This window comes from Clostridium carboxidivorans P7, from assembly GCF_001038625.1.
Classification (GTDB): domain Bacteria; phylum Bacillota; class Clostridia; order Clostridiales; family Clostridiaceae; genus Clostridium_AM; species Clostridium_AM carboxidivorans.
Genome location: NZ_CP011803.1, coordinates 1,052,866 through 1,079,337 on the forward strand (window position 1 = coordinate 1,052,866; position 26,472 = coordinate 1,079,337).

Below are 26,472 nucleotides of genomic sequence, written 5' to 3' on the forward strand. Positions count from 1 at the left end.
ACGCAGTTACTATGCTTTATTACTTTGGATGGATTAATACTATTCCAGGTCGTATGCTTATGTTAGCTGCTATTAGATGGGCTGTTGCTAATTCAGCTTATGTTATTGGCTTGGCAGCATCTGGTTCAATTGTTGTTTATTCAACAACCTAATTATAAAAAATAGTGTAAGAAAACTTGAACTAACAAATTATGCAAGGGGAGATAAGTGTGGAGAAACAATCAATTAGTATTAAAAAAGTAGCAATTCTTACAGGAGCATTTTGTGCGTACATGATTGGATCAGGGTTTTCAACAGGACAGGAAGTTTTACAATTCTTTTCAACAAGTGGTCCAGTCAAAGGGATTATTGCAGCATTGGTTTATATGGTTTTTATGATGTTCTTTACTTACATCTTGTATGGAATAGGACAAAGAGAGCAATTTAATAATCCATATGATGTTTTTGAATATTATTGTGGAAAATATATAGGTAAATTTTATACATGGTATAGTGTTGTATTGTCGTATGGTATATATATAGTAATGTTGGCAGGCGCAGGTGCAACAATTCATCAGTATTATGGAACTTCACAATACATAGGTACTTATGCAATAGCACTTGTTGCATTGGTTACAGCATTATTAGGAGTTGAAAAGCTTATTGAGATAATAGGTATTATCGGACCTGTTGAGATATTATTTATGATAATAATGGGTATAGCTGCTTTAGTTACTCTTGCTGGACAACCGAATTTGTTGACGGTTAATGGTGATCTTATAGTAACATCAGGATTTAAGACAGCTTCTAATAACTGGTTATGGGCGGCAATACTATATTCATTACTTGGTCTTATGTTTGGTGTAGCATTCTTTGTTATTAATGGACAATCTGCAAAAAGTGTAAAGGAAGCAAGAATTTCAGGTATGATTGGAACTGGTTTTTATACTCTTGCAATTATCTTGCTTACTATAACTGAAACTGTTTATTTAGATATTATTAAAGGTCAGCAAGTGCCTACATTAGCAATAGCTAAGCACATAGCTCCTGTCTTAGGATTGATTTTCGCAGTAATAATAGTATTATGTATTTATGCATCAGCTTCTTCTATTCTTTTGCTTGTTACTAGAAACTTTGCTGCTGATAAAACTAAAAAGTTTTATATTATTGGAATAGTTTTAACTGCTATAGGCATGTTCACCGGCACATTGCTACCATTTGATCGATTGATAAATATTTTATATCCTATATCAGGATATTCAGGTATTGTCTTTCTAGGATTTGTAGTTTATAAAGAATTCATAAATAAGAACGCCTTTTCTATGGATAAAAGAGCTAATGTTGATGAAATGATAAAAATTAATGAATAATCTAGACACTCTTTACTAGTTTGTAAAAAATTGTCTTGGAATGTCCATAGTTTCAAAAAATACATTTAAAAATTATATATCCTTAGGATTTATAAAAGAAAGTTATATAATAAATATTTCTCTTAAAAGATATATTTATTTAGTTATTAGCTCTAAGAGACCCCTTACTCCCGCTGCAAATGCTTTTTTTACTCTATGTAAGAGTCAGTATAAATTCTAATAAATAGATGTTATGAGCTTTAGTGGAGATAAGATGCTTGGAGGACCACAGGCAGGAATAATTATAGGTAAAAAAATATATATAGATAAAATGAAAAAGAATCAACTTACAAGGGCATTGAGAATAGATAAGATGACACTTGCTGCATTAGAAAAAAATTAAGAGAAAATAAAACTTCTATAATAATTAGAATTTCAGATAATGAAGTTGTTTTAGATGTAAGGACTATTTTTGATAAGGATTTTGATATAATAGTGGAGGCTTTTATGATATTAGATTAAAAGAGGGGTGGTAAGATTGTGAAGTATATTGTTGCATCATAAAAAATGATACAATTAATCACATAAAGTGATAATTGGGTTTACTTAAAGACGTTGACATAATAACTTGCATACTTTATAATGTTTTATGTAATCAAATATGGGAGTAGATAGGTTCTGGTGTTCCTGACGGTCTTCAAAACCGTTCTGCCGTGCTAAGACCACGACGGGTGGGTTCGATTCCCACATATTCCCGCCATTAAATAAAAGCGAGGCCCAAAAGTCACGCTTATTTTATGTAAAAAAACAAATGATACTAGCGTACCTATAAAACTCTAGTGTGAGTTAGATCCTTAGATTAATTTTTGAAAGAAGCAGTTATTTGTTTAATATACCTTAACATTGTTTCCGAGCACTCTTCAATATTTAAGGTTTCTCCACTATTTAATATTTTAGTAAGCATTCCATGATATAACAGTATGGTCATTTCATTAATATCATTTAGGTATTCTTCTTTTAAATATCCATAAGCTGCTAATGTTTTTAATAAAATTAGGTTTCTTTCATATAAATTGCTCTTTAAAAGCATAGGAAGCAATTCCTCAGAATGGTCTCCCAATTCTTCAGGAAAAATTGAGTAGTATTCTTCAATAATATTTGATATAGAATCGCTATGCTTCCCAAAAAAAATAATATTATATATCTTAGGACTTGAAAAAGAGTATTTACAAAAATATTTCCAAATTTCATAGTACTTATCAATGTTATTGTGAAGAGCGTTAAGATATTGAGAAAGGCTAAAAGTATACTCCTTTAAATGCCTTATAGAAGCATAAAGAATAAGTTCATCTAAATTTTCAAAGTAATTATATAACGTCGCACTATTATAGCCTGCTATATCAGCTACTTTCCTTATTGTTATAGCTTGCATTCCTTCTTCATCCATAATTTTAGAAGCCGCATCAATAAAATAACTCATATTTCTATGTTTCTTAATTGTTTTCTTAATCATTATTTATCTCCAATGTTCAAAATGTTAGTTTTTACTTAAGTAATGAAATCAAAATTTCATTGTGATTATTTTACTTCACGATTTTACAGTTATTTATTATAACATAAAATACTAGAGAGCACAATAAATGACAGTTATTGTCAATATCACTTTCTTTAATAAAAAGAACTATAAAAATAACAAATAAGAACTATCACAATTTTCAATCATGATTATATTATAATCATGATTGAAAAACAATCGTAATTGTGTTAAAATTAAGACAAATAGCGCTATCAAATTATGTAAATTGAGAAATGATGTGGAATAATAATTAATTTATAAAAGGGGGTATAAATATTGAAGTTAGAAATTGGTAACTTTCATGTTAAGGATATCGTTTTTGGTGAAAAGACATCTTATAAAGATGGAATTTTAACAATAAATAAAAAAGAGGCTTTAGATTTTGTTTTAGAAGATGAACATATAACAGAGGCAGATTTGGTAATTGTTAAGCCAGGTGATAAGATTCGTTTGGTACCAGTAAAAGAAGCCATTGAGCCAAGGGTGAAAGTAAACGGTAACACTTTATTTCCAGGTGTTACAGGAGAAGTAATGCCAGTAGGTGAGGGAAGAACTCATGCACTTAAAGATTGTAGTATTTTAGTTGTTGGAAAGCACTGGGGTGGATTCCAGGATGGATTAATAGATATGAGCGGTGAAGGTGCAAAATACACTTATTATTCACAGCTAAAGAACATAGTACTTGTAGGTGATACAGACGAGGATTTTGAGAAACATGAACAGCAGAAGAAGAACAAAGCGTTAAGATGGGCTGGACACAAATTAGCTGAATTTATTGCAAATTGTGTTAAAGACTTAGAACCAGAAGAAATAGAAACTTTTGAATTAGATCCAGTTACAAAAAGATCTAAAGAAGTTCAAGAATTACCTTCTGTTGTATTTGTAATGCAGCCGCAGTCACAAATGGAAGAGATGGGTTATAACGATCTAGTATATGGATGGGATGCAAATCATATGGTTCCAACCTTCATGCATCCAAATGAAGTATTGGATGGAGCTGTGATTTCAGGAAGCTTTATGCCATGTTCATCAAAGTGGTCAACCTATGATTTTCAAAATAACCCAACTATTAAAAAACTTTATGCTGAACATGGAAAGACACTTAACTTCTTAGGAGTTATAATGTCAAATCTTAATGTAGCGTTAGAGCAAAAGAAGCGTTCAGCTTTATTTGTAGCTCAAATGGCTAAATCCTTAGGTGCAGATGGAGCTATTGTAGCTGAAGAAGGATATGGAAATCCAGATGCAGACTTCATAGCATGTATAGTAGCTTTAGAAGATGCTGGAGTTAAAACTTGTGGTATTACTAATGAATGTACAGGAAGAGATGGAGAATCTCAACCTCTAGTTTCTTTAGATATAAAGGCAGATGCTATTGTATCTACTGGAAACGTTTCGGAGTTGATAGAACTACCTCCAATGGAAACTGTTATAGGCGAACTACAATCTTTAGCTAGAGATGGTTTGTCTGGAGGTTGGTCAAATGACGAAATATTAGGATCTTCAGTAAGAGAAGATGGTTCAATTATTATGGAAAATAATGCTATGTTCTGTGGAGATCAGGCTGTTGGTTGGTCACCAAAGACAATGAAAGATTTTTAAGGAGGTGCAGTTTAGATGAAGAAAGCAATTTTATATTTGAACCAATTCTTTGGACAAATAGGTGGAGAAGATAAGGCAGATTTCCAACCAGAAATAAGAGAAGGATTAGTTGGACCAGCTATGGAATTAAACAAAGATCTTAAAGATGCTGAAGTAACTCACACAATAATATGTGGAGATAACTTTATGGGTTCCAATGAAAAAGAAGCAGTAGAAAAAATACTAGGATTTTTAGAGGGAAAAGAATTTGATATATTCTTTGCAGGACCTGCATTTCAAGCAGGTAGATATGGAAATGCTTGCGGAGTTATATGTAAAGCAGTAAAAGAAAAATTTAATGTACCAGTAATATCATCTATGCACATTGAAAATCCTGGTGTTGAGATGTTCAAAAAAGATGTTTACATCTTTATAGGTGGAAATAATGCTGGAAGAATGAGAAAAGATGTAAAGGCAATGGCTAACTTTGGAAATAAAATACTTAGTGGTGAAAAACTTCTTTCTGCAGAAGAAGAAGGCTACTATGGAAGAGGCAAAAGACATCAAGTTTGGCTTGAATCAGGTAAACCAGCTGCTGATAGAGTAGTAGAAATGATGATAAAGAAATTAAATGGTGAAAAATTTGAAACAGAACTTCCTATTCCTAAAATGGATAGAGTTCCAATAGCACCAGCTATTAAAGACTTAAGTAAGGCAACTATAGCTTGTGTAACAACTGGAGGTATAGTTCCTGTAGATAACCCTGATAGAATTCAATCTGCTTCAGCAACAAGATGGGGTAGATATGATGTGTCAAAGTTAGACAGATTAGAAGGTGGAGTATTCAAGACAATCCATGCAGGATTTGACCCTGCAGCAGCAGATGCAGATCCTAATGTAATAGTTCCATTGGATGCTTTAAGAGCATACGAAAAAGAAGGAAAAATAGGCAAGCTACATGAGTATTTCTATTCTACAGTTGGAACTGGAACTACCCAAGGAGAAGCTGCTAGAATGGCAAAGGAAATTATTGTGCATCTAAAGGAAGCCAATGTAAATGCAGTTGTACTAACTTCCACCTGAGGAACTTGTACACGTTGCGGTGCAACAATGGTAAAAGAAATTGAAAGAGCTGGATTCCCAGTTGTTCAAATGTGTAATTTAATTCCTGTAGCAACAACAGTAGGATCAAACAGAATAGTACCAACTATTTCTATTCCATATCCACTTGGAAACCCTGCAGATTCTAAAGATCATCAGTGGAAATTAAGATATCACAGAGTAGGTGTAGCTTTAGACGCTCTTGCAACTGATATTGAAGAACAAACTGTTTTTAAAGTAAAGATCTAAAAATAAGATATGGTGCTGGAAAGAATAAACCAGGACTAATAAGTAGTATATTTATTCTTTGGAGTGTTTTCTAATTAAGATATGATATATAAAAAAACAACCTAAAATTTGTGCAAAGAAGGTGCAATATGAATAATATTTATGATGTTATTATAATTGGGTCTGGTCCAGCAGGGCTTTCTGCAGCTATATACTCAGCGAGAGCTAGACTAAAAACTTTGATACTTGAGAGAGTCAAAGTAGGCGGACAAATTGTAATTACAGATGAAGTAGCTAATTATCCAGGATCAGTTCAGCATGCTACAGGACCAAGTTTAATTGCTCGAATGGAAGAGCAGGTTGAAAGCTTTGGTGCTGAAAGGAAAAAAGATAACATAAAAGAAGTTGATTTTAGTGGAAAGATAAAAAAATTAAAAGGTGAAAAAGAAGAGTATTATGCTAAATCTGTAATTATTGCTTCAGGAGCTAACCCTAGAAAAATTGGTTGTCCAGGAGAAAATGAATTGATAGGTAAAGGTGTATCTTACTGTGCAACTTGTGATGCTGAATTCTTTGAGGGTTTAGAAGTTTTTGTAGTAGGTGGAGGAGATTCAGCTATTGAGGAAGCTATTTATTTAACAAAGTTTGCTAAAAAGGTTACTATAGTTCATAGAAGAGATGAATTAAGAGCTGCAAAATCAATACAAGAAAAGGCTTTTAAAAATCCTAAAATTGAAATAAAGTGGAACTCAGTAATCACTGAAATAAAAGGTGATGGAATAGTAGAGTCAGCAGTATTTAAGGATACTAAAACAGGCGAATTGAGCGAATATTTTGCAGATGAAGAAGATGGAACTTTTGGAATATTTGTATTCGTTGGTTATTTACCTACAAATCAATTAGTTAAAGAACTAGTTGATACTAGTGAAGCAGGATATATTGTGTAACTAATGATAAGATGGAAACTAATATTGAAGGTGTATTTGCAGCAGGAGATATTAGAGAAAAACCATTAAGACAGGTAGTTACAGCTGCTGCTGATGGTGCTATAGCTGCTGTACAAGCAGAGAAATATATAGAAAAAAATTTTGAAGAATAGAGGAGGAAGTTAATATGATAATCTTAGACAAAGAGACATTTAAAGGTGAAGTTTTAGAATCTGAAGGTTATACACTTGTTGATTATTATGGAGATGGTTGTGTACCTTGTCAGGCATTGTTACCAGATATAGAAGAATTATCAGTTAAATTTGAAGGGAAAGTTAAATTTTGCAAGTTGAATACTACAAAAGCTAGAAGATTAGCTATTTCACAAAGAGTACTGGGACTTCCTACAATTATACTTTATAAAGATGGAGAAAAAATTGAAGAAGTCATAAAGGATGATGCTACAAAAGCAAACATTGAAGCAATGATTATTAAACACATTGGTGCTTAATTAAATTTAAAAGGTAATTTGTGAGCGGAGCGAATGGGGTTAATTACCCCGCGTTCCGACTAAAAGGAGGCCAAAGCCCTAAATGGGCGTTGGCGGGTAATTCATGAGCGGGAGCGAATAGGGTTAATTACCCAGTGTTTCCGACTAAAAGGAGGAAAAAAATTATGAGTTTATTAGAAGGAAAAAAAATAATTGCAATAGGTGACAGGGATGGAATTCCAGGTCCAGCTATCGAAGAATGTGCTAAAAGTGCGAAAGCAGAAGTTGTATTTGCTTCCACAGAATGCTTTGTTTGAACAGCCGCAGGTGCTATGGATCTGGAGATCCAACAAAGAGTAAAAGATTTAACTGAAAAATACGGTGCTGAAAACGTGATTGTAATAATAGGAGGAGCTGAAGCAGAGGCTTCAGGACTATCAGCAGAAACTGTAGCTGCTGGAGATCCAACTTTCGCAGGACCACTTGCAGGAATTGCATTAGGTCTTGGAGTATATCACGCGGTAGAACCAGAAGTTAAAGATGAATTTGATGCAGCTGTTTATGATGAGCAGTGTGGAATGATGGAAATGGTTCTTGATGTTGATGCAATTATTAGTGAAGTAAAGCCTATTAGAGATGAATATTCAAAGTACAATAAATAGTTATAGGCAACTTTAACGATCTAAAAATGGCATGCAGAAATGCATGCTGTTTTTGAATATACAATAACTGAACATAATGGATGGAGGTTTTAAAAATGAGTTTTCCAGTAATAAAAAAAGCGGCTTATGTATTAGTAAATACACCAGATATGATATTGCACAATGGTACTACTCAAACCCTAGAAAGAGAAACAAATCCAGAATCAGAATATTTAAAGGAGATACAAAATCACTTAAGATCTTTTGAAGATGTTGTTAGTTATGCACCAAATCAAACTTATATTGGAAACATGACTCCAGAAGAATTAAGTGAAAGAAAAAGACCATGGTATGATGAAAAGGTTGAAGGTTTGTCCAGATTTGGTAAGTTTGGTGAAATCATGCCTCAAGATGAGTTCTATGGTTTGATGAAAATAAGTGATGTATTTGATCTTGTTTTGTTAGAGAAGAATTTCACAGAGTCTGTTAGAGAAAAGTTTAAGTCTCATGCTGTTTTAAAGATTAAAGCTGACGAGTTAAAGGAAGGAATAGACTTATCTGAAATAGAAAAGCTAATAGAAAATCATATAGCTGAAGGTTTATATGATAATGGCAAGCTTGTTGGTTGTGTAAAAAGAGCTCACGAATTTGATAAAAATTTAACTTCACATATTATTGTTGAAAATTTAGCTGTTAAGGCATCTGGGGTACTTGCATTAATGCATCTGGTAAAGAACTCAGGGGTAGATGTTAATGAGGTAGAATACTTAATTGAATGTTCAGAAGAAGCTATAGGCGATATGAATCAGCGAGGCGGCGGAAATATGGCTAAGGCTTGTGGCGAAATTGCAGGAATTAAAGGTGCTACAGGTTCAGATATGAGAGGCTTTTGTGCGGGTCCTTCACACTCAATAGTTGCAGCAGCAGCATTAGTTAAAGCAGGCATTTATAAAAATGTAATAGTTTTTGCTGGTGGAGCTACTGCTAAGCTTGGAATGAATGGTAAAGATCATGTTAAAAAAGGATTACCTGTTTTAGAAGATTGCTTAGGAGGATTTGCAATACTAATATCTGAAAATGATGGTGTAAGTCCAATTTTAAGAACAGATGTAATAGGAAGACATAGTATTGGACATGGTGCTGCACCACAAGCAGTTTTAGAAGCATTAGTTTCAGATCCATTAAGTAAGAATGGACTAAAAATTACAGATGTTGATAAATTTGCTCCAGAACTTCAAACTCCAGATTTAACGGAACCAGCAGGAGCAGGAGATGTTCCAACTCAAAACTATAAGATGATAGGAGCGCTTGCTGTAAAGAGCGGACAATTAGAGAGAAAAGAGTTAGCAAATTTTGTTGTAAAACATGGATACCCAGGATATGCACCAACACAAGGTCATATACCATCAGGAGTACCTATAATTGGTCATGGCATTGAACATATAATGGCGGGAAAATTAAATAACTTTATGTTAATAGGAAAAGGAAGCTTGTTCTTAGGAAGAATGACTAACTTGTTCGATGGAATTTCAATATTAGTTGATAAGAATACTGGCGCATCAGAAAGTGACGAAGCTTCAGTTTCAAAAGAAGAAATTAAGAACATGATAGCTGAAGAATTAAAAAAATTTGCATCTAAAATGATGGAAGAATAAATAATGGTATTATAGACATTAGAAAGTATTGAATAGATGCTAATAAAAAGGAGGGAGCAACGTGGAGCAAACTAAAAAAGTAATTGCAGAAGTATTTGATGAAATAGCTGATGGAATTATAAATGGAAGTTTCGGAAAAAGAGTTAAAATTGGATTAACCACTTTTGGTTCAGAACATGGTGTTGAAGAGATGATGAAAGCTGCAGCACTTGCGAAGAACAAATATGGTGATTTTGATATAGTTTTAATAGGCCCTAAAGTTGAAGGTGACTTTGAAATAGTTGAAGTTAGTGATGCTGAAGAAGGTCATAAAAAAATGGTGGAATTGTTAGATAGTAAAGTAATAGATGGATGTGTCACTCAGCATTTTGATTTTCCTATAGGGGTTTCAACAGTTGGAAAAGTTATTGCACCAGGTTTAGGAAGAGAAATGATAATTGCCACAACTACAGGAACAACAGCCACTCATAGAGTTGAAGGAATGATTAAAAACACTATAAATGGAATAGCCGTTGCAAAAGCTTGTGGTATTGAGGAGCCTAAGGTTGGAATATTAAATGTAGATGGAGCTAGAGGTGTTGAGAGAGCACTTAAAGAATTGCAAAGTAGAGGATATAAGTTTACTTTTAGTGAATCCTTGAGAGCTGATGGAGGTTCAGTCATGAGAGGAAATGATCTGCTGGCAGGAACACCTGATATTATGGTTTGTGATTCCTTAACAGGTAACTTACTTATAAAGATATTTGCTTCATTTACAACAGGTGGAAACTATGAAACTACTGGATATGGATATGGTCCAGGAGTAGGAGAAGGCTATGATAAGATAATTAATATAGTATCAAGAGCATCTGGAGCTCCATTAATTTGTGAAGCATTAAAATATTGTGCACTTTCTGCAAAAAATAATTTACTGAAGCTTGCTGATATTGAGTATAAAAATGCTAATGCAGCAGGTTTAAAAGAAATAATAGGAAAAATACTTGAAAAAGATAAACCAGCAGCTGCAGTAGAAGAAGTCAAGATGCCACCTAAAAAAGTAGTAACATACGGAATACCTGGAATTGATATTCTTGAGCTTGAAGATGCTTGTAGATCACTTTGGAAGGAAGGAATATATTCTGAGAGCGGAATGGGATGTACTGGTCCAATAGTTTTAGTAAGTGAAGATGAAAGCGAAAATGCTGTTAATGTACTTATAAAGAATGGATTTAAGTAGTAATAGTTACCTAATATATATAAAATATAAAGGTGATTTTATGGGAGAAAAAATAAAAATATGGACCAGACAAGATGCAAGCATTCTTGACGTTTTAGAAAATGAAGGAAGATTAAATATGATAAGTTAATAAAATCAGGAGTTATGCAGGAAGAAGATTTTCAATCAAGCTTATGGAAGCTTGCAAAAGAATGGATTATTGATATTAGAAAATAGTTGGAACACTAGTTTATAGAAATGAATTTCCAACAACAACTTGTATAAAGAACTCTCTCATGTGTTTAAATATGTATAAGCAAGGGAACTTAAAACGTTCCCTTGCTGTATTTTGTTTACAAGAATGTATTTGTAAAACCCTAAATGAAGTCTAGAAGTTTAAGGTTAAATACATTTTCATCTGTAATTCTTTCCATCGAAGGAGATAAAACTTCTACGAATACCATCTCAATTAGAAATTGAACCTTTCCACTGATAAAGTGACTGGTGTGTGCTGTGGCTGAATTAAGTCTGCTTCCAATGCTTATATGAAAATGTGGAAGTATTTTTCCAGTTTCTTTATCATAGGCTATTGTGCCGCAGCCAAAGGTTTCTACATTTTCAAAATATGCTGGTGAATTTAGCATTGGTGCTTGAGGATTTTCCATTTTGCCGCAGGTACCAACTATATTTATTTCACTAAAATCTCCAGAGAAGAATGGCACGTATCCTTGTTTTATATTGTTTACCCTGCAGAATTCTTCAAGTTCAGTCATAAAATCTTTCCCATGCTCAAATCTGATTCCAAAAGTTCGTCCTAATTTTAACTCCGAGTATATCATTATTATCACTCCTTGGATATTGTATATAATTTGTACAGCAATTAATTTTTTATATAAAATGATTATACTACATTATTCCAATATTTTTAAAGAAAAAAATATTTGACAATTTAGAAAAAAGATACTATACTTAACAACATATTAATAATATAAGCTTTGATGGAGAAAAAAGTATTTATTGTATTAACTTAAGAGAATCAACGGTTGGTGTAAGTTGGTGTTAATTTAAATATGTAATTAATCACTCCGGAGCTTCCAATTAGAAAGGCTTTTGCCAAGTAAATGAGGACGTATACCAACGATATATGGTTATGGTTCATGTTAAATAAAGTTTTTTATTTAAAGTCGACCTGAAATTGAGAGGTAATTAGTATATCTAATTGCAAATAAGGTGGTACCACGGAGATCAATCTTTCGTCCTTATGAATGCATTAAATTGTGTTTATAAAGATGAAAGATTTTTTTATTTATAAAAATATATACAAATGAGAAAGGAGGGTAGTTTTGTATTGGAATATTAAAAAAAATTGGGGCAAATTACAATACAATAATATGATACAAAAGTAAAAAAGGGGGCTAAAAGTTATGACAATTGAAGGTAGTCTAACTAAAAGAAAGTATTTAAATGTTATCTTGCCTTTGTTTATTGCTTCAATGCTGGCATATATTGATAGACTCAATATATCCTATGCAGCTTTGACAATGAATAAAGACCTAGGATTTAGTGCGCAGGTTTTTGGAATGGGGGCAGGTATTCTATTTTTCGGATATGTGGTATTCGAAGTACCTGGTACAGTATTTGCAGAGAAACGCAGTCCAAGTAAATGGGTTGTTAGAATTATGATTACTTGGGGTATCGTTACTGCACTTATGGGTTTTGTACAAACGGAACTTCAGTTTTACATAGTTCGTTTTTTGGTAGGAGCTGCAGAAGCAAGTTTCTATCCAGTTTGTTATTCAGCTATTGTTCCTCGTTGGTTTAATGCAAAGGAGAGGCCTAAGGCACTTTCAATATTGTTAACTTCTATGTTAGTTTCAAGCATTATTGGTTCTCCTCTAGCAGGAATGATATTAGGTATTACAGCTTTTGGACTAAGAGGTTGGCAAATGTTATTTATTTTAGAAGGAACTATGGCGTTTGTTTTTGGAATCATTCTTATTTTTTGGTTGAAGGATTGGCCTAAAGATGTTAATTGGTTAACTGCAGAAGAAAAAAAATCATTACAAGAAGAATACGAAAAAGAGATTGCTGCAAAAAATTCTATAAAGAAATATACATTATGGGAAGCATTGAAGGATAAGACTGTACTTAAATTATGTTTTATATATTTTATGTGGGTTACAGGATTTTGGGGCTTTGGTTTTTGGCTGCCAACAGTACTTAAATCAATTTCTGGATTGAGCAACTCCAGTGTCAGTTGGTTAATTATAATACCTATGTCAGCAGCACTTATTGGTTTCATAATTAATGGTAATTCTACATCAAAGACAGGGGAAACCAAATGGCATATAGCTCTTCCACTTTTTATTGGAGCTGTAGGTATGGCTTTAGGAACTTTGGTATCTAATCCTGTATTGAGTTTCATATTTACCTGTGTTACTGCTGTAGGTGTATATGTAGGAATGGGAGTATGGTGGACAGTGCCTATATCATTTTTATCTGGCCCAGCAGCAGCTGGTGCCACTGGTTTAATTAACTCTGTAGGAAATTTAGGAGGCTGGGTTGGACCTTATTTGGTTGGATTTATTAAAACTAGTACAGGATCTTATTCAGCTGCATATGTTTACCTGGCTGTGTCACTTATAATTGCAGGCATTACCATGCTTACACTTAAAGAAAAAGCTCACGTAAATATGTCATGCAAACAGGAAAATGATGATTTGAATAAAGTTGAAGTTGAATAAATAATATTACAAAGCATTATCATTTAGAAATATTTGATAGTGCTTTATTTTCTTTAATTTCCATACCTTTAAAAGCTTATATGTGAATAATTCTAATTATATTAAAACATACTAAATCTATAATTTAGTTGCTTTAAAGGAGGTTTTATTATGTCAATTTTCAAGTATTTTCATAAAGTGAAAAAAAATAAAACTGAACAAAGGCATGAAAAAATTGAAGAAAAATTGCAGCAGAAGATAAAACTTTCCTTGGATTTAGATTCCAACATTAACAAAATAAAAGAAAAAGTGGGGTTTTCAAGTGATGTAACAGTTAGAAAATTTACTGTTGCTCCAGGAACTGAAATGAAGGCAGCAGTTATTTTTATTAAAGGTTTAGTTGAAAGAGAGGTTGTTAATGAACAAGTTATTGGAGCATTAATGTTAAATGATAGGTTTAGTGGTGCGAAAGATAATGTCGAGTTTTTTCAAACTATAAAAGAATATGGCATACCTAATACTTATCTAAATGAAGAATTTGATGTTGATAAAATAGTGAGTGAATTGATTGATGGAAACACTATCCTTTTGTTGGATAAAATGGACAAAGTGCTCATAACAGGAAGCTCAGGATGGAAAGATAGAGCAATTTCTGAACCAACCTCTGAAAATGTAGTAAGAGGACCAAAGGATGGTTTTACAGAAAACATAGAAAATAATACTGCACTAATAAGGCGTCGTATAAAAAGTCCTAATTTAAGAGTTGAATTATTTAGAATAGGTACAAAGACTAAAACAATGGTATTAATAGTTTATCTTGAAGGTACAGCGAAGGAAGGGGTAGTGCAGGAAGTTAGAAAACGTTTGGGAAGGATTGAAATTGACGGTATACTTGAGAGTGGTTATATTGAAGAATTAATAGAAGATACTCCTATGTCTCCATTTCCTCAAATAGAGCATAGTGAACGACCAGATAAGGTTTCAGCGTCAATATTAGAAGGAAGAGTGGCCGTTCTTATAGATACAACTCCTTATGTACTTATGGTTCCTACAATCTTTTTTCAGTTTATGCAGGCAGCAGATGATTATTATGAACGTTTTCCAATAGGGTCCTTAACAAGATGTGTTAGGATTGTGGCTTATTTTGTTTCAGTTACTTTTCCTGCAATGTATATTGCATTAACAAGTTTTCATCAGGAAATGATTCCTACCACATTGGCATTATCAATTGCAGCTTCTCGTGAAGGAGTACCTTTTCCCAGCATAGGAGAAGCATTTATGATGGAAGGTACATTTGAGATTTTAAGGGAGGCAGGTTTGCGTTTGCCTAGGCAGGCAGGTCAGGCTGTAAGTATAGTAGGAGGTCTTGTTATAGGTCAGGCTGCAGTTCAAGCAGGTATTGTTTCACAAGCTATGGTAATTGTAGTATCCATAACAGGAATAAGTTCTTTTGCCATTCCAGCTTTTAATGCAGCAGCTTCAGGTCGTTTGCTTAGATTTCCTTTGATGATGCTGGCCTCCATACTTGGACTGCCTGGAATACTGGCAGGATTGAGTATAATAATTATTCACTTAAACAGCTTGCGTTCTTTTGGTGTAAACTACATGGAGCCTTTTGTATCAGCAAATAAAAATGAATTTAAAGATATTTTTATTAGATCTCCATGGTGGAGAATGAATCGACTTCCTAAGTATATTGCTAGAGGAGGAATTAGAAGAGAGATGCCTAATATGAAGCCAGAGCCAAAGTCAGATTCTGGTGGAGGTAATGATAACAAATCAAGTAATTCTTAGGTTCAGATGAAGTGCTTATCATCCAATTTGATAGAAGATTGGATGGAGAAATCGGATAATCTTGTTTTAGAGCAAAAGGAGAGGTGAAGATGAGGAAGATAGCCCTTGTACTAGTTCTTATACTTTCCATTTCACAAACTGGCTGTTGGAATGCTAGGGAAATTGATGAACTTGGTTTTGTACTTAGTATTGCCTTAGATAAAACTAGTTCTGGATTTAAGGTAACGGCACAAATGGCAAGCCCAGAAACTTACAGCAAGACACCATCAGGTACTGGTACTCAAAAGCCTAAACCTTTTTGGGTAATCACAAGTAATGGCAAAACCATCTTTGAAGCAGTACGTAATATGGCATCTGTATCTTCCCGTCGTATTTTTTGGTCTCATATTAAGGTAATAATTATAAGCGAGCAGCTGGCAAGAGGAAATACCCTTGAGATATTTGATTTTTTCATTCGAAATCCTGAACTTCGTTTGAGAACTTTAATTGCAGTTACTCCAGAGGAAGCGTCAAAGCTTATTGATGTTGTACCTATAATGGAAAAAGATCCAGCACAATACTTGGAAAAAATAATTAAGAATCAAAAGTTAACTGGTAGGTCCTATAGTATAATGTTAAAAGATTTTATGGAAGATTATCTTGATCCAAGTGTAGGCCCAGTAACTTCTAGAATTGTTTTTGATAAATCAAAATCAGAACCAGTTTTAAAAACCAGTGGCGCATATGTTTTTGATGGCAATAAATTGTCTGCTGTGCTTAGGGAAGAGGATACAAGAGGACTTTTATGGATTAAAAATAAAATGGATGATTCTGTGATGGTTGTAAATTGTCCATATGATAATAATCCTGTAACATTGGAAATTAAAAATGCTAAATCATCTATTAAAAGTTACATGGAAAAGGATGTCCCCCATTTTACGATTAATGTTAAAGCTGATGCTATTATTACTGAACAATCCTGCCTTACAGATTTTAATGATAGACAGAAACTTCATGAACTGGAAATTGCACTTGGAACAGCTATTTCAAAGGATATACAATCTACCATAACAATGGCAAAGAACATGCAAGTAGACTTTCCAGGATTAAGCCGCACGTTACATAAACAGCATAAAGAGCAGTGGCATCAAATATCTTCTGAATGGGATAAACTTTTTAGAAATAGTGAAGTTGCTGTTGATGTAAAAGTGAAAATTCATCATGTATCTTTGGCAAAGCCACTAGAACCAATAAAAACTCAAAAGAAAAATGCACAGTAAAGGAGCAATAGGTAATATGATGAAACAAAAAGAAGTAATTAACAATAAGCAGTTTAGAGATATTATTATTGCCTTTATGTGGCCTGCAACAATCAATTATGGAAGTGGTATTTTAGCTAGAGAAGTGGGACGTGACATGTGGATAAGTGGAATTATAAGTGTGCTTACTGTACTGTTGTTTGCTTATATTGTCATTTATGTTGGAAATAAATTTCCAGATAAAACAATGGTAGAATACAGCCATAAGCTTTTAGGACGTGTATTTGGAAAAATTTTAGGATTGATGCTTACAATATATTTTTTCCTTATTGCAGCTAGTTCAATATCAATGTACGTACACCATCTTAGTGATTTTTTATTACCTCAAACACCTTTTTTGGTGGTGTCTATACTACATATTTTTGTGATATGTTATTTAGTATGGAAAGGACCTGAAGTCATTGCAAGAACAAGCGTCATTGCTTTTGGTGCAGCTATAATTTTTTATTTATTAGTTTTGATGGCTTCTTTAGCTGAAATAGATATTAACAGAATTACACCAATCTTTGACTCGGGAGTTATACATGTATTTAAATCCAGCTTAAAAGGGGATACATTTGTTGGTCCTTCTCAAATGCTTATAGCAATGATTTTCCCAATGATTAGTGATAAGGAAAAAGCTTATGGTGCAGCTGCTTCAGGTTTATTAATTGGAGGCTCGTTCTTTATTTTCTATTTTATTGTAGAATTGATGGTCATGGGACCTCAAGTGGTAGCCTTAATGCGTATTGCCAGCATGGATTTTGTAAGATCTATTCAGATTACTCAATATCTACATCGTTTTGAATCATTTATGGTAGCTCTATGGTATTGGAGTATAATGAATCAAGCAGGAGTTATGACATTTTGTTCTTTAGAGTCTTTTAATCAAACTGTTGGAATAAAGAAGAGAAATCCATTTATTATTATTGCTTTTGGTCTAATTATGATAATTGTTACATATTATATAGGTCACGATAGAGTATTATTTTTAAAGTTAAGAGAACACATATGGCAGTACATTTCTCTTCCAGTTGATTTTGCAGTGCCTTTAATACTCCTTTTAGCATTGGTTATTAAAAAAATGCTTCTATCTTCTAAAGATAATAAATAAACACATACCAAATGGGTTTAATACCATCTGATATGTGTTTATTTTTTAAGGTTTATAGATTAAAAAGTGCAATCCTCACCTGTAAATGTGCACTGGAATAATTTTTTCATTTGGTCAAAATCTATTTCTCTTGGGTTAGAACCTGTACATGCATCTGTAAGAGCATTTTTAGATATAAAGTCTACATTTTCATTAAAATCTTCTTCGGTTATACCATAATCTTTTAATGTTAATGGAATATCTAGCTGTTTATTCATATCTCTAATCATAGCTACTAACGAATCTGTTAAGTCAGCATCAGTATTTCCATCCAATCCTAGAGTTTTAGCTATAACAGCAAATCTGCTTTCAGAAGCTTTTCTATTAAATTGAATTACATATGGAAGATATATGGCATTAGCACAGCCGTGTGGAATATGGAATACAGCACCACTTTTATGAGCCATACTGTGTACTATTCCAAGTAAAGCATTTGAAAATGCCATTCCAGCTAGGCACTGAGCTATATGCATTTCATTTCTTGCTTCTTTATCTCCACTATAGGATTTAATTAAGTGTTCTCTTACCATAACTATTGCCTGCATTGCAAGTGGATCAGAAAAGTGAGATCTTGCAGATGCAACATAAGCTTCAATAGCATGAGTTAAAGCGTCCATTCCTGTGTGAGCAGTTAATTTAGGAGGCATTGTTTGAGCCAAGGCTGGATCTATGATAGCTACATCAGGAGTTAAATTAAAATCAGCTAAAGGATATTTTATTCTTGCTTTGTAATCAGTAATTACTGAGAAAGCTGTAACTTCAGTAGCAGTTCCACTTGTTGATGGTATTGCTACGAATCTAGCTTTTTGTCTTAATTCTGGTATTCCAAAAGGAATTACAGCTTGTTCAAAAGTAAAGTCTGGGTATTCATAGAATATCCACATAGCTTTAGCAGCGTCTATTGGAGATCCGCCACCTATTGAAACTATCCAATCTGGTTCAAAATCTCTCATTACTTGAGCACCATTAAAAACAGTTTCAACGGATGGGTCTGGTTCAACACCTTCAATTAATTTAACTTCCATACCAGCTTCTTTTAGGTAGTTTTCTACTTTTTCAAGAAAACCAAATTTTTTCATTGAACCGCCACCAACAACTACTACAGCTTTTTTTCCCTTTAAATTTTTTAGTTCAGCTAAAGAATTATCTCCGAAATAAAGATCCCTTGGTAATGTAAATCTTGACATTTTATACCCTCCCTTATTTTAAAAAAAATTATAATTATGTATTGAAAAAAACAGTCAATATTATTATATCACAATTTTCAAAAAAATGAATATAATAGTCGAAAAAAATATTATTTATATGAATATTGCGATTAAACGGTAAACTTGTTTACCATTTGTGAAATTTTTTGTGAAAGTTCAGCTTGACTTTGTGAAGATAATGATATATCTTCAATTGCCTTAGTAACTTCATTTACACTTCCAATGATTTCTTCAGAACCAGATGCAGATTGTTCTGCTGTAGAAGCTGCATCGTCAATGGCTGTATTCACCTGTGATACTACTTCTTTTATTTGATTTAAGGAATTATTTATACCATTTGACATATCATTTATAAATTCGGCGTCCTTTTCATATTGAATTCCTGTATCCATGAGTAATTGATAATTAGGGGTAACTACATTTGCTATATAATCAAGTATGTCATTACCACTTTTAGATATATTATTAAAAGCACTTTCTACAGCAATTACCATTTGGCTTATACTTTTAACTGACTTTGAGGATTCTTCTGATAATTTTCTAACTTCTTCAGCTACAACAGCAAAGCCTTTTCCTTGTTCGCCAGCCCTTGCAGCTTCAATTGCTGCATTAAGTGCAAGAAGATTTGTCTGTTCTGATATACTTGCAATAGATGCTGACATAGTTTTAACTTCAGAAACAATCTTTCCATCTTCAATTGCTTTTATAATATTTTTCCTCTTTTCATCATATATTGTTTTGCCTTCTTCTATACTGCTTGAAGCCTTTTCTTTTATACTAATTGCACGTTTTTTTATGTCAGCTGAAGAATTTGCTGCTTCATTTGCCTTAAGGGAAAGTTTAGTTATGTTTTCATCTATTTCTTGAGTTGATGCACTTATTTCCTCTGTGACACTACTTAAGTTTTGAGAACCTTTAGCTATTTGGTTTGTTGATTCATTTACAGAAGACATCATTGACGAAATTTCTTCTGTAGTTGCAGATAACTCCTGGCTTGAAGCATTCATATGATCTGTACTCTGCATTATTTCTTTTACTAAAACTTTTATACTTTCACCTGCAATATTAAGCTTTTCAGCTATCATACCTATTTCATCCTTGCTAGTAAGTTCTATAGATTTATTTAAAACTCCATTACTTATATCCTCACTGAATTTCAAAATCTTATTAATTTCCTTTAGTGCAGAATTTGTAATTTTAATACCTAATAATGTTGATATAATAAAACTTATTAAAGTAACAGAAATTATAACTAAAAGTGAGCTTTTGTATGTGATATAACTTGAATTATTTCTATTATCTGCTCTTTTTACAGTAATACTAACTAATTTTTCAATAGTTGTAGTTAATTTTTCTCTATAGGATGCTGCTTTTTTATTCAGATTAGCTGCTTCATCATATTTTCCTTGAGACATAAGATTTAGTATGTCATTGCATATATTTCTCCAGTCCGTTAGTTCAGTATCCAGTTCATCTACTAAATTTTTTTCTTCAGGAGTTAAATTTAATTTTTTATATGAGCTTAAAAGTTCATTATTTCTATTTTTTAATGTATTACTAGTATTTATAGTATCTTGAGCCTTGCTGGCATCTCTACTTTCTACAAGATTTATTATTTCAAGTCTCAAATGAAGAGTATTTGTATCAAACTCATTTAAAGCTTGTAAAGTTTTCATGTCACTATTATATAATTCATTTGACACTGCATTTATTTTCTTCATGCCAACTCCACCAATTATGCCTGCAACTAAAACAAACAGTGCTGCAAATAAAAATCCTGATAATAATTTTTGCTTCATTTTTAAATTACTAAATAACTTCATAATAATCCTCCTAAAATTAAGTTTTTGTTAATTTTTATTAAATACTATGTAATATTTATTATTAAATAATATATTTTATATTATACACCATAATGTAGAAGAAAAAAAGTATAAATTTTCATATTTTAAATAATTAATGTATCAACAATAGAAAATCTCCTTATTTTCTAAAAGCATATTGACATGTATATCACGCTGCGATATAATATGTCACATCAAGATATATCACGTTACGATATATCGAAGAGCGACATGAAAGGATAGATAGTGATTATGAGTATAAAAGATTTTATTCCTATGAGTGAAACTGCTTATTACATTCTTTTGTCATTAACTGAGGAGCGGCATGGATATGCAGTTATGCAATATGTTTCAAAGCTTACAAATGAAAGGATTAATTTAGGGCCTGGTACTTTGTATGGAACATTATCTAAGCTTGAAAAAACAGATTTAGTTATGATTACAAAACAGGAAAATAAGCGTAAGTATTATAAAATTACTGAACAAGGAGAAGAAGTATTGGAAGCTGAAATTCAACGTATTGAAGAACTTTATACAAATGGTAGGGAGGTATTTAGTAATGGAAGAAAATAAAAAGTATGTTAGAAAGTCTTTTTTAGTTCATCAATATGAGAAGGAAGAAGAATTTTTATCTAATATGGCTAAAGAAGGATGGCATTTTGTAAAACTTCATAAGGGGATACCAACAAAATATGAATTTGTTAAAGGGGAAAAAGTAGATTATATATATCAACTTGATTTTGTGGCAGCAAAGGAAGATGCAGAAGATTATCACCAGTTATTTGAAGATGCAGGATGGAACGAAATTTATTCTTGGACTGGAATTGGAGGTAAGTGGTATTATTTTAGAAAAGTTCATTCTGAGGGTCAAGTTGAAAGAATTTTTACTGATTCTGAGTCAAAATATGATATGTATAATAAACTTTGGAAAAAATTTGGACTATATTTAATGTTTTCAATAATTATTGAGTTAAATGCAATATTAATATGTGCAGATAGGCTAAAGCAAGTTGGTTTAGTATCAGCAGAAGGTGCCATTTTGACTGTAATGTGTTGTCTTTTAATATTTTTTATAATACTGTTTGGCTCTGTTATCATGGGAATAATATCAGAAAAAAATAAAATAAAAAGAAGATTAGGCGGAATGTTATAATAATTAAACAATTGTTAATTATCATGTATTAATTGGGGGAGAAATTAATGGTTGAAAAAAATAATGATACTGAATATGAAGTTTTCTATATGCTAATAGGCATGTCACTTGGAATGTGTTTAGGAAAAGCTTTTGGTAATTTAAATATGGGCATGGGGCTAGGTATGTTATTAGGTACGATGGTTGATTCATTAGTATATTCTAATAAAAAGAAGCAAAAGAAGTGATTAATAATATTGTAATGAAAAGTTATTTGGAGTATTAATCATGGAATTTTATATTGAATATTTACAAATATCAACATTACTAATATAATTTTAATGTACCAAATATAAGGGGGATTAAATTATGAAGCTATTTAGAAAAGTTGCTGCTGTGGTAACAGTATTTGTTGTAATGTTAAGTTTAGCAGCATGTGGTCCTAAACCAGAAGAAACTGTTAAAAGTTTTTTTGATGCAGCTAAAAAATCTGATATTGCTACTATGGCTACATACATGAAAAAGGATGGAGACAAGGGTAATTTTAAATTTGATAACCAGGAACAAGAAAAAATTGTAAAAGCAGTTTTTGCAAAATTGAGTTATGAAAAAGTTTCATCAAAAGAGGATGGAAAAAATGCTACTGTAAAGGTAAAGGTTACATCATTAGATTTGCCACAGATATATGGTAAGGTTGTGACTAATATGCTTCCTTTGCTCATTTCTTCAGCTATGGCAAATAATTCAAATGAAAATGATGCAAAAAATCAGTTGCTGCAGGGATTCTTAAATGCTATAAATGATCCTAATGCACCAAAAACAACAACGGAAGTTGATATTAAGCTAATAAAATCAGATAAATCATGGCTAATAGAGCCAAATGATGATTTATTAAATGCTTTAACAGGAAATTTAAGTAAGGCATTATCAAAGACAGGTAATATAAATAACAATAAAAATTAATAAAAAGTAAATGGAGGAAGTCATATGTCAAAAGTTGAAAAAGCTGCTGAGAAGCACGGTAATGGATATAATTGTGCACAAGCAGTAACGTGCTCATTTTGTGAAGAAATGAAAATTGATGAGAGTACAGCAAAGGAAATTTCTAAAAAGTACGGAGGCGGGGCATTTAAGACTTGTGGTGCTGTTATGGGAATGTACATAGTGAATAATTTTATTAATGGAGAAAGAGACTTAGATGATCCTGCGGAGTGGAAAAACAGTAATAATGAACAACTACAGAAGCTGGAAAAAACATTTAAAGATAAAAATAACAGTGTTATATGTGCTGAATTGAAAGGACGAACTGGAAATAAAGTATTACGTTCTTGTAGAGGTTGTGTAGAAGATGCTGCTATGATATTGGAAAAATACTTAGAAAATCAAAAGTAAGCTGATAAAGGGTTCCTAGTTTGGAATCCTTTATAATTTGTACTAAAATAAAGGAAGGTAATTACAATGAAGGATACAATAAAAAGAATTAGAAAATTTAGAACTGATAGAGATTGGGAGCAATTCCATACACCAGCAAACCTATCTAAAGCAATTTCAATTGAAGCTGCAGAACTCTTAGAAAACTTTTTATGGGATGAAGAAAACTATGACAAAGAACATGTACTTGAGGAGCTTGCTGATGTTATGATTTATTGTATACACATGGCAGATTCTCTAGAGGTTGATTTAGAAGATATTATGAATAGTAAAATGGATAAGAATGAAAAGAAGTATCCAGTTGAAAAAGCTAAGGGAAATAGTAAAAAATATACGGAATTATAGGAGGAATAGTTATGTCAATTAAGTTTCCAGAAGGATTTTTATGGGGAGGAGCTACAGCTGCTAACCAGTGTGAAGGCGCATATAATGAAGATGGTAAAGGTTTGTCAACTCAGGATATAGCACCAAAAGGTATAAAGGGACCTATAACTAAGGAACCAACAGAAGATAATATGAAGCTTATTGGAATAGACTTTTATCATAGATATAAGGAAGATATAAAGTTGTTTGCTGAAATGGGCTTTAAAACTTTTAGATTATCCATTGCATGGTCAAGAATATTTCCTAATGGTGATGATAAAGAGCCAAATGAAAAAGGACTAAAATTTTATGACAATGTATTTGACGAATTAGCTAAGTATGGAATTGAACCTTTAGTTACAATTTCACACTATGAAACACCACTGGCACTTGCTAAAAATTATGATGGATGGGTTAACAGAAAACTTATAGGATTTTTTGAAAACTATGTGAGAACAATATTTACAAGATATAAGGATAAGGTAAAATACTGGCTGACCTTTAATGAAATAAACTCAGCAACTCATGAGCCTTATATGAGTGCAGGTATTTTGACGCCAAAGGAAAAATTAAGCAAGCAGGATTTGTATCAAGCAATGCATCATGAATTAGTGGCTAGTGCATTAGCAGTAAAAATTGGTCATGAAATAAATCCAGAATTCAAAATTGGATGTATGATTCTCGGAGTACCAAACTATCCATTAACTCCAAAGCCAAGTGATGTACTTAAAGCCATGGAACAGGATAGACAAAATCTTTTCTTTGCAGATATTCATGCAAGGGGACAATACCCAAGATATATGAATAGATTTTTTAAAGAAAATAACATAGAAATTAAGATGGAACCTGGTGATGAGGAAATATTAAAAAATACAGTTGATTTTATTTCCTTCAGCTATTACATGAGTGCTTGTGCAACTTCAGATCCAGAAAAGAATAAAAAAGGAGAAGGCAATATTATTGGTGGAATACCAAATCCGTACTTGAAAGCTTCAGATTGGGGATGGCAGATAGATCCAGAAGGATTAAGATACATACTTAATTTGTTATATGACAGATATCAAAAACCATTATTTATAGTTGAAAATGGCTTAGGTGCTGTTGATAAATTAATAACTGATGAAAATGGCAATAAGACTGTAAATGATGATTATAGAATTAATTATTTAAGAGATCATTTAATTCAAGTAAGAGAGGCCATTGAAGATGGTGTTGAACTTTGGGGATACACTACTTGGGGATGCATAGATTTAGTTAGTGCATCAACTGCTGAACTTAAAAAGAGATATGGCTTTATATACGTAGACAGACACGATGATGGGAGTGGGACTTTAGAAAGATATAAGAAAAAGAGCTTCTATTGGTACAAGAAAGTTATTGAAACTAATGGTGAAGAACTTTAAAAAGTACAAAATTTTGAAATATTGATTGTTAATTGTATCTGGAATACTCGTGTATTTTGAGATTAGAACTTTTAATAGGGGTTGCTGCATTAAGTTTAATTACTACAATATATTGTATTGCTTTTTAATTTGCAAAACAACGTATTGTATATAAATTACTTAGTGCAGCAGCCCTTTTTGTAGAATAAATCATAAATAAGTCGTACAAAAACATGTGACCAGGTATATCAATTTTAACCATTATATAGTATAATATTACTATATAATGTAAAGTACTATATATAATAATATGTGTAATAAAATGATTTTTCTAAGGGGGTTAAAGTGTTGCAGTTTGATAAAGAAATATTGAAAGGATATATTGACACAATAGTATTAAGTATTTTACAAAATGGTGATATGTACGGGTATGAAATTGCCAAAATGATAAAAGAAAAATCAAAAGAAGAATTTGAAATGAAGGAGGTTACTTTATATGTATCTTTAAAACGTTTAGAAAAAAAGAACTACTTAAAAGGTTATTGGAATGATAATAAAAGCAGTGGAGGTGGAAGAAGAAGATACTATACAATTACTGAGGAAGGCAGAAATTATTTTTCAATCAAGGTAAAAGAATGGAGTTTTTTAAAATTGTTGCTAAATAATTTTATGGAGGCTATATTAGATGAATAAGATTGAAGAGTATATTGATAGTATTTATGGGAATTTTGACAATTCGGATAAAGATGCAAAAATATCAAAAGAAGAAATGAGAAATTATTTGTATGAGGAAGTGGAAGAATTAAAGAAACAAGGGTTGAGTGAAGAGGAGAGTATATTTAAGGTTTTGCAGTGCTTTGGACAAGAAAATACTGTGGTAGCTGAAATGAACAGCATATTAAAGAATCGTAGTATATTTACAAAAATGCTTATAAAAGCTGGTGCTATTGTTTTTATAATAGGGATATTTTTTCAAATTATTGGGATATTATGTAATAGTGAAAATATTCAATATTTTAATGAAGATTTAGTTAAAAATGGATTTAAAAATATTTCGTATTTAATATTTATGATTTCTCTAGCAATTTGGGATATAGCATTTTATTATTACTATTTTATTAAAAAGCTTGAATTGGTTTTAACAGCATTTATAGTTTGTGATTTTGTTATATGTGTACCTTTAACTTTTGTATGGATTTATTTTCCTCATCACGTTATAGGAAGTTTGGCATTTATATTGGGAATTACCTTTGTTATAACTTTACTTTTAAGAATATATTACATTAAAGTTAAAAGATAGAATTAAGCACAGTACGAAAAGCCTATATGTTATTTTTTAAGTTAAGGTAGAGCTGGAAGTTTGTGAAAGTCTAGGAACTTGATGAAATTCGCTTATTTAAACAGGGCTAAGGTTTTCGCAAACTTTAAGCTAAAACAATAAGAA

The 26,472-nt window shown here is 32.1% G+C and carries 25 protein-coding genes, 1 tRNA gene, 2 pseudogenes and 1 other annotated feature; of the genes and pseudogenes, 24 read left to right on the top strand and 4 right to left on the bottom strand.

The window, feature by feature from the left end; all coding sequences use genetic code 11:
- Nucleotides 1-11: 11 nt before the first annotated feature.
- The 4 genes and pseudogenes from Ccar_RS26660 (at nt 12) to Ccar_RS26670 (ending at nt 2,088) form a co-directional block, all read left to right on the top strand.
- On the top strand, nt 12-152 hold the full coding sequence (locus Ccar_RS26660; protein WP_007065253.1) for a hypothetical protein: 141 nt from the start codon (nt 12-14) through the stop codon (nt 150-152).
- A gap of 57 nt (nt 153-209) precedes the next feature.
- On the top strand, nt 210-1,349 hold the full coding sequence (locus Ccar_RS04530) for a YkvI family membrane protein (protein WP_007063942.1): 1,140 nt from the start codon (nt 210-212) through the stop codon (nt 1,347-1,349).
- Between the two features lie 223 nt (nt 1,350-1,572).
- Nucleotides 1,573-1,722 (top strand): annotated as a pseudogene (locus Ccar_RS27750) (L-seryl-tRNA(Sec) selenium transferase); the annotation flags it as partial.
- Nucleotides 1,723-1,991: 269 nt separating this feature from the next.
- A tRNA-Sec gene (locus Ccar_RS26670) sits at nt 1,992-2,088 on the top strand.
- Between the two features lie 99 nt (nt 2,089-2,187).
- Here Ccar_RS26670 and Ccar_RS04535 read toward each other — a convergent pair.
- Complete coding sequence (locus Ccar_RS04535) at nt 2,188-2,841, bottom strand: TetR/AcrR family transcriptional regulator (RefSeq protein WP_007065254.1); 654 nt, start codon at nt 2,839-2,841, stop codon at nt 2,188-2,190.
- A gap of 339 nt (nt 2,842-3,180) precedes the next feature.
- On the opposite strand from Ccar_RS04535, the gene Ccar_RS04540 reads away from it, so the two are divergent.
- The 7 genes and pseudogenes from Ccar_RS04540 to grdD all read left to right on the top strand — a co-directional run bounded on the left by Ccar_RS04540 (nt 3,181) and on the right by grdD (nt 10,742).
- Nucleotides 3,181-4,506: a glycine/sarcosine/betaine reductase component B subunit gene (locus Ccar_RS04540; RefSeq protein ID WP_007064305.1), complete on the top strand. Its 1,326-nt coding sequence runs from the start codon at nt 3,181-3,183 to the stop codon at nt 4,504-4,506.
- 15 nt (nt 4,507-4,521) lie between these two features.
- Nucleotides 4,522-5,835, top strand: coding sequence for a betaine reductase selenoprotein B (gene grdH, locus Ccar_RS04545; RefSeq protein ID WP_082141587.1), 1,314 nt, complete (start codon nt 4,522-4,524; stop codon nt 5,833-5,835).
- Between the two features lie 128 nt (nt 5,836-5,963).
- Nucleotides 5,964-6,913: pseudogene (gene trxB, locus Ccar_RS04555) on the top strand (thioredoxin-disulfide reductase).
- 14 nt (nt 6,914-6,927) lie between these two features.
- Nucleotides 6,928-7,251 (top strand): thioredoxin TrxA, encoded by a 324-nt coding sequence (gene trxA / locus Ccar_RS04560; RefSeq protein ID WP_007061813.1) that lies wholly within the window; start codon nt 6,928-6,930, stop codon nt 7,249-7,251.
- Nucleotides 7,252-7,415: 164 nt separating this feature from the next.
- Nucleotides 7,416-7,892, top strand: coding sequence for a glycine/sarcosine/betaine reductase complex selenoprotein A (gene grdA / locus Ccar_RS04570; RefSeq protein WP_081457833.1), 477 nt, complete (start codon nt 7,416-7,418; stop codon nt 7,890-7,892).
- 95 nt (nt 7,893-7,987) lie between these two features.
- Nucleotides 7,988-9,526, top strand: a complete 1,539-nt coding sequence (gene grdC / locus Ccar_RS04575) for a glycine/sarcosine/betaine reductase complex component C subunit beta (RefSeq protein ID WP_007061810.1) — start codon at nt 7,988-7,990, stop codon at nt 9,524-9,526.
- A 61-nt stretch (nt 9,527-9,587) separates the two neighbouring features.
- Nucleotides 9,588-10,742 carry a glycine/sarcosine/betaine reductase complex component C subunit alpha gene (gene grdD / locus Ccar_RS04580; protein ID WP_048029928.1) on the top strand — a complete coding sequence of 385 codons (1,155 nt, stop codon included), beginning with the start codon at nt 9,588-9,590 and terminating at the stop codon, nt 10,740-10,742.
- Between the two features lie 356 nt (nt 10,743-11,098).
- Here grdD and Ccar_RS04585 read toward each other — a convergent pair whose 3' ends face one another.
- Nucleotides 11,099-11,560: a PPC domain-containing DNA-binding protein gene (locus Ccar_RS04585; protein ID WP_007061807.1), complete on the bottom strand. Its 462-nt coding sequence runs from the start codon at nt 11,558-11,560 to the stop codon at nt 11,099-11,101.
- A 147-nt stretch (nt 11,561-11,707) separates the two neighbouring features.
- Nucleotides 11,708-11,985 (top strand) — a binding site (T-box leader).
- A gap of 160 nt (nt 11,986-12,145) precedes the next feature.
- On the opposite strand from Ccar_RS04585, the gene Ccar_RS04590 reads away from it, so the two are divergent.
- From Ccar_RS04590 to Ccar_RS04605, 4 genes are all read left to right on the top strand, one after another.
- On the top strand, nt 12,146-13,465 hold the full coding sequence (locus tag Ccar_RS04590) for an MFS transporter (protein WP_007061806.1): 1,320 nt from the start codon (nt 12,146-12,148) through the stop codon (nt 13,463-13,465).
- A gap of 150 nt (nt 13,466-13,615) precedes the next feature.
- Nucleotides 13,616-15,238 (top strand): spore germination protein, encoded by a 1,623-nt coding sequence (locus Ccar_RS04595; RefSeq protein ID WP_007061805.1) that lies wholly within the window; start codon nt 13,616-13,618, stop codon nt 15,236-15,238.
- 89 nt (nt 15,239-15,327) lie between these two features.
- The gene (locus Ccar_RS04600; protein WP_007061804.1) at nt 15,328-16,497 is read left to right on the top strand and encodes a Ger(x)C family spore germination protein; all 1,170 of its coding nucleotides are present in this window, start codon (nt 15,328-15,330) and stop codon (nt 16,495-16,497) included.
- A gap of 16 nt (nt 16,498-16,513) precedes the next feature.
- A complete protein-coding gene (locus tag Ccar_RS04605) occupies nt 16,514-17,629 on the top strand; it encodes a GerAB/ArcD/ProY family transporter (protein ID WP_007061803.1) in 1,116 nt (371 codons plus the stop codon).
- 59 nt (nt 17,630-17,688) lie between these two features.
- Here the strand turns inward: Ccar_RS04605 and Ccar_RS04610 are convergent, their stop codons facing one another.
- On the bottom strand, nt 17,689-18,855 hold the full coding sequence (locus tag Ccar_RS04610) for an iron-containing alcohol dehydrogenase (protein WP_007061802.1): 1,167 nt from the start codon (nt 18,853-18,855) through the stop codon (nt 17,689-17,691).
- Nucleotides 18,856-18,986: 131 nt separating this feature from the next.
- Complete coding sequence (locus Ccar_RS04615; protein ID WP_048029930.1) at nt 18,987-20,699, bottom strand: methyl-accepting chemotaxis protein; 1,713 nt, start codon at nt 20,697-20,699, stop codon at nt 18,987-18,989.
- A gap of 273 nt (nt 20,700-20,972) precedes the next feature.
- Between Ccar_RS04615 and Ccar_RS04620 the strand changes: the two genes are divergently transcribed.
- From Ccar_RS04620 to Ccar_RS04660, 9 genes are all read left to right on the top strand, one after another.
- Nucleotides 20,973-21,293 (top strand): PadR family transcriptional regulator, encoded by a 321-nt coding sequence (locus tag Ccar_RS04620; protein ID WP_007061800.1) that lies wholly within the window; start codon nt 20,973-20,975, stop codon nt 21,291-21,293.
- Nucleotides 21,280-21,873, top strand: a complete 594-nt coding sequence (locus tag Ccar_RS26035) for a DUF2812 domain-containing protein (RefSeq protein WP_007061799.1) — start codon at nt 21,280-21,282, stop codon at nt 21,871-21,873. Before Ccar_RS04620 ends, Ccar_RS26035 begins: the two co-directional genes overlap by 14 nt.
- A 47-nt stretch (nt 21,874-21,920) precedes the next feature.
- The gene (locus tag Ccar_RS04630; protein ID WP_007061798.1) at nt 21,921-22,100 is read left to right on the top strand and encodes a hypothetical protein; all 180 of its coding nucleotides are present in this window, start codon (nt 21,921-21,923) and stop codon (nt 22,098-22,100) included.
- A gap of 121 nt (nt 22,101-22,221) precedes the next feature.
- The gene (locus tag Ccar_RS04635; protein WP_007061797.1) at nt 22,222-22,815 is read left to right on the top strand and encodes a DUF5105 domain-containing protein; all 594 of its coding nucleotides are present in this window, start codon (nt 22,222-22,224) and stop codon (nt 22,813-22,815) included.
- Between the two features lie 24 nt (nt 22,816-22,839).
- On the top strand, nt 22,840-23,244 hold the full coding sequence (locus Ccar_RS04640) for a C-GCAxxG-C-C family protein (RefSeq protein ID WP_007061796.1): 405 nt from the start codon (nt 22,840-22,842) through the stop codon (nt 23,242-23,244).
- A 66-nt stretch (nt 23,245-23,310) separates the two neighbouring features.
- Complete coding sequence (locus Ccar_RS04645) at nt 23,311-23,628, top strand: nucleotide pyrophosphohydrolase (RefSeq protein ID WP_007061795.1); 318 nt, start codon at nt 23,311-23,313, stop codon at nt 23,626-23,628.
- Nucleotides 23,629-23,639: 11 nt separating this feature from the next.
- A complete protein-coding gene (locus tag Ccar_RS04650; protein WP_007061794.1) occupies nt 23,640-25,049 on the top strand; it encodes a glycoside hydrolase family 1 protein in 1,410 nt (469 codons plus the stop codon).
- A gap of 327 nt (nt 25,050-25,376) precedes the next feature.
- Nucleotides 25,377-25,721 (top strand): PadR family transcriptional regulator, encoded by a 345-nt coding sequence (locus Ccar_RS04655; RefSeq protein WP_035774842.1) that lies wholly within the window; start codon nt 25,377-25,379, stop codon nt 25,719-25,721.
- Entirely contained in the window at nt 25,714-26,328 is a 615-nt protein-coding gene (locus tag Ccar_RS04660; protein WP_007061792.1) for a permease prefix domain 1-containing protein, read from the top strand. Before Ccar_RS04655 ends, Ccar_RS04660 begins: the two co-directional genes overlap by 8 nt.
- Nucleotides 26,329-26,472: the final 144 nt, after the last annotated feature.

Bases quoted from the DNA above. Each gene is read 5' to 3' on its own strand.
- Ccar_RS04630 (WP_007061798.1), top strand. From the start codon at position 21,921: ATGGTTGAAAAAAATAATGATACTGAATATGAAGTTTTCTATATGCTA.
- Ccar_RS04535 (WP_007065254.1), bottom strand. From the start codon at position 2,841: ATGATTAAGAAAACAATTAAGAAACATAGAAATATGAGTTATTTTATT.
- Ccar_RS04635 (WP_007061797.1), top strand. From the start codon at position 22,222: ATGAAGCTATTTAGAAAAGTTGCTGCTGTGGTAACAGTATTTGTTGTA.
- Ccar_RS26035 (WP_007061799.1), top strand. From the start codon at position 21,280: ATGGAAGAAAATAAAAAGTATGTTAGAAAGTCTTTTTTAGTTCATCAA.
- Ccar_RS04620 (WP_007061800.1), top strand. From the start codon at position 20,973: ATGAGTATAAAAGATTTTATTCCTATGAGTGAAACTGCTTATTACATT.
- trxA (WP_007061813.1), top strand. From the start codon at position 6,928: ATGATAATCTTAGACAAAGAGACATTTAAAGGTGAAGTTTTAGAATCT.
- Ccar_RS04595 (WP_007061805.1), top strand. From the start codon at position 13,616: ATGTCAATTTTCAAGTATTTTCATAAAGTGAAAAAAAATAAAACTGAA.
- Ccar_RS04585 (WP_007061807.1), bottom strand. From the start codon at position 11,560: ATGATATACTCGGAGTTAAAATTAGGACGAACTTTTGGAATCAGATTT.
- Ccar_RS26660 (WP_007065253.1), top strand. From the start codon at position 12: ATGCTTTATTACTTTGGATGGATTAATACTATTCCAGGTCGTATGCTT.
- Ccar_RS04605 (WP_007061803.1), top strand. From the start codon at position 16,514: ATGATGAAACAAAAAGAAGTAATTAACAATAAGCAGTTTAGAGATATT.
- Ccar_RS04660 (WP_007061792.1), top strand. From the start codon at position 25,714: ATGAATAAGATTGAAGAGTATATTGATAGTATTTATGGGAATTTTGAC.
- Ccar_RS04600 (WP_007061804.1), top strand. From the start codon at position 15,328: ATGAGGAAGATAGCCCTTGTACTAGTTCTTATACTTTCCATTTCACAA.
- Ccar_RS04615 (WP_048029930.1), bottom strand. From the start codon at position 20,699: ATGAAGTTATTTAGTAATTTAAAAATGAAGCAAAAATTATTATCAGGA.
- Ccar_RS04610 (WP_007061802.1), bottom strand. From the start codon at position 18,855: ATGTCAAGATTTACATTACCAAGGGATCTTTATTTCGGAGATAATTCT.
- grdC (WP_007061810.1), top strand. From the start codon at position 7,988: ATGAGTTTTCCAGTAATAAAAAAAGCGGCTTATGTATTAGTAAATACA.
- Ccar_RS04645 (WP_007061795.1), top strand. From the start codon at position 23,311: ATGAAGGATACAATAAAAAGAATTAGAAAATTTAGAACTGATAGAGAT.
- Ccar_RS04640 (WP_007061796.1), top strand. From the start codon at position 22,840: ATGTCAAAAGTTGAAAAAGCTGCTGAGAAGCACGGTAATGGATATAAT.
- Ccar_RS04590 (WP_007061806.1), top strand. From the start codon at position 12,146: ATGACAATTGAAGGTAGTCTAACTAAAAGAAAGTATTTAAATGTTATC.
- Ccar_RS04650 (WP_007061794.1), top strand. From the start codon at position 23,640: ATGTCAATTAAGTTTCCAGAAGGATTTTTATGGGGAGGAGCTACAGCT.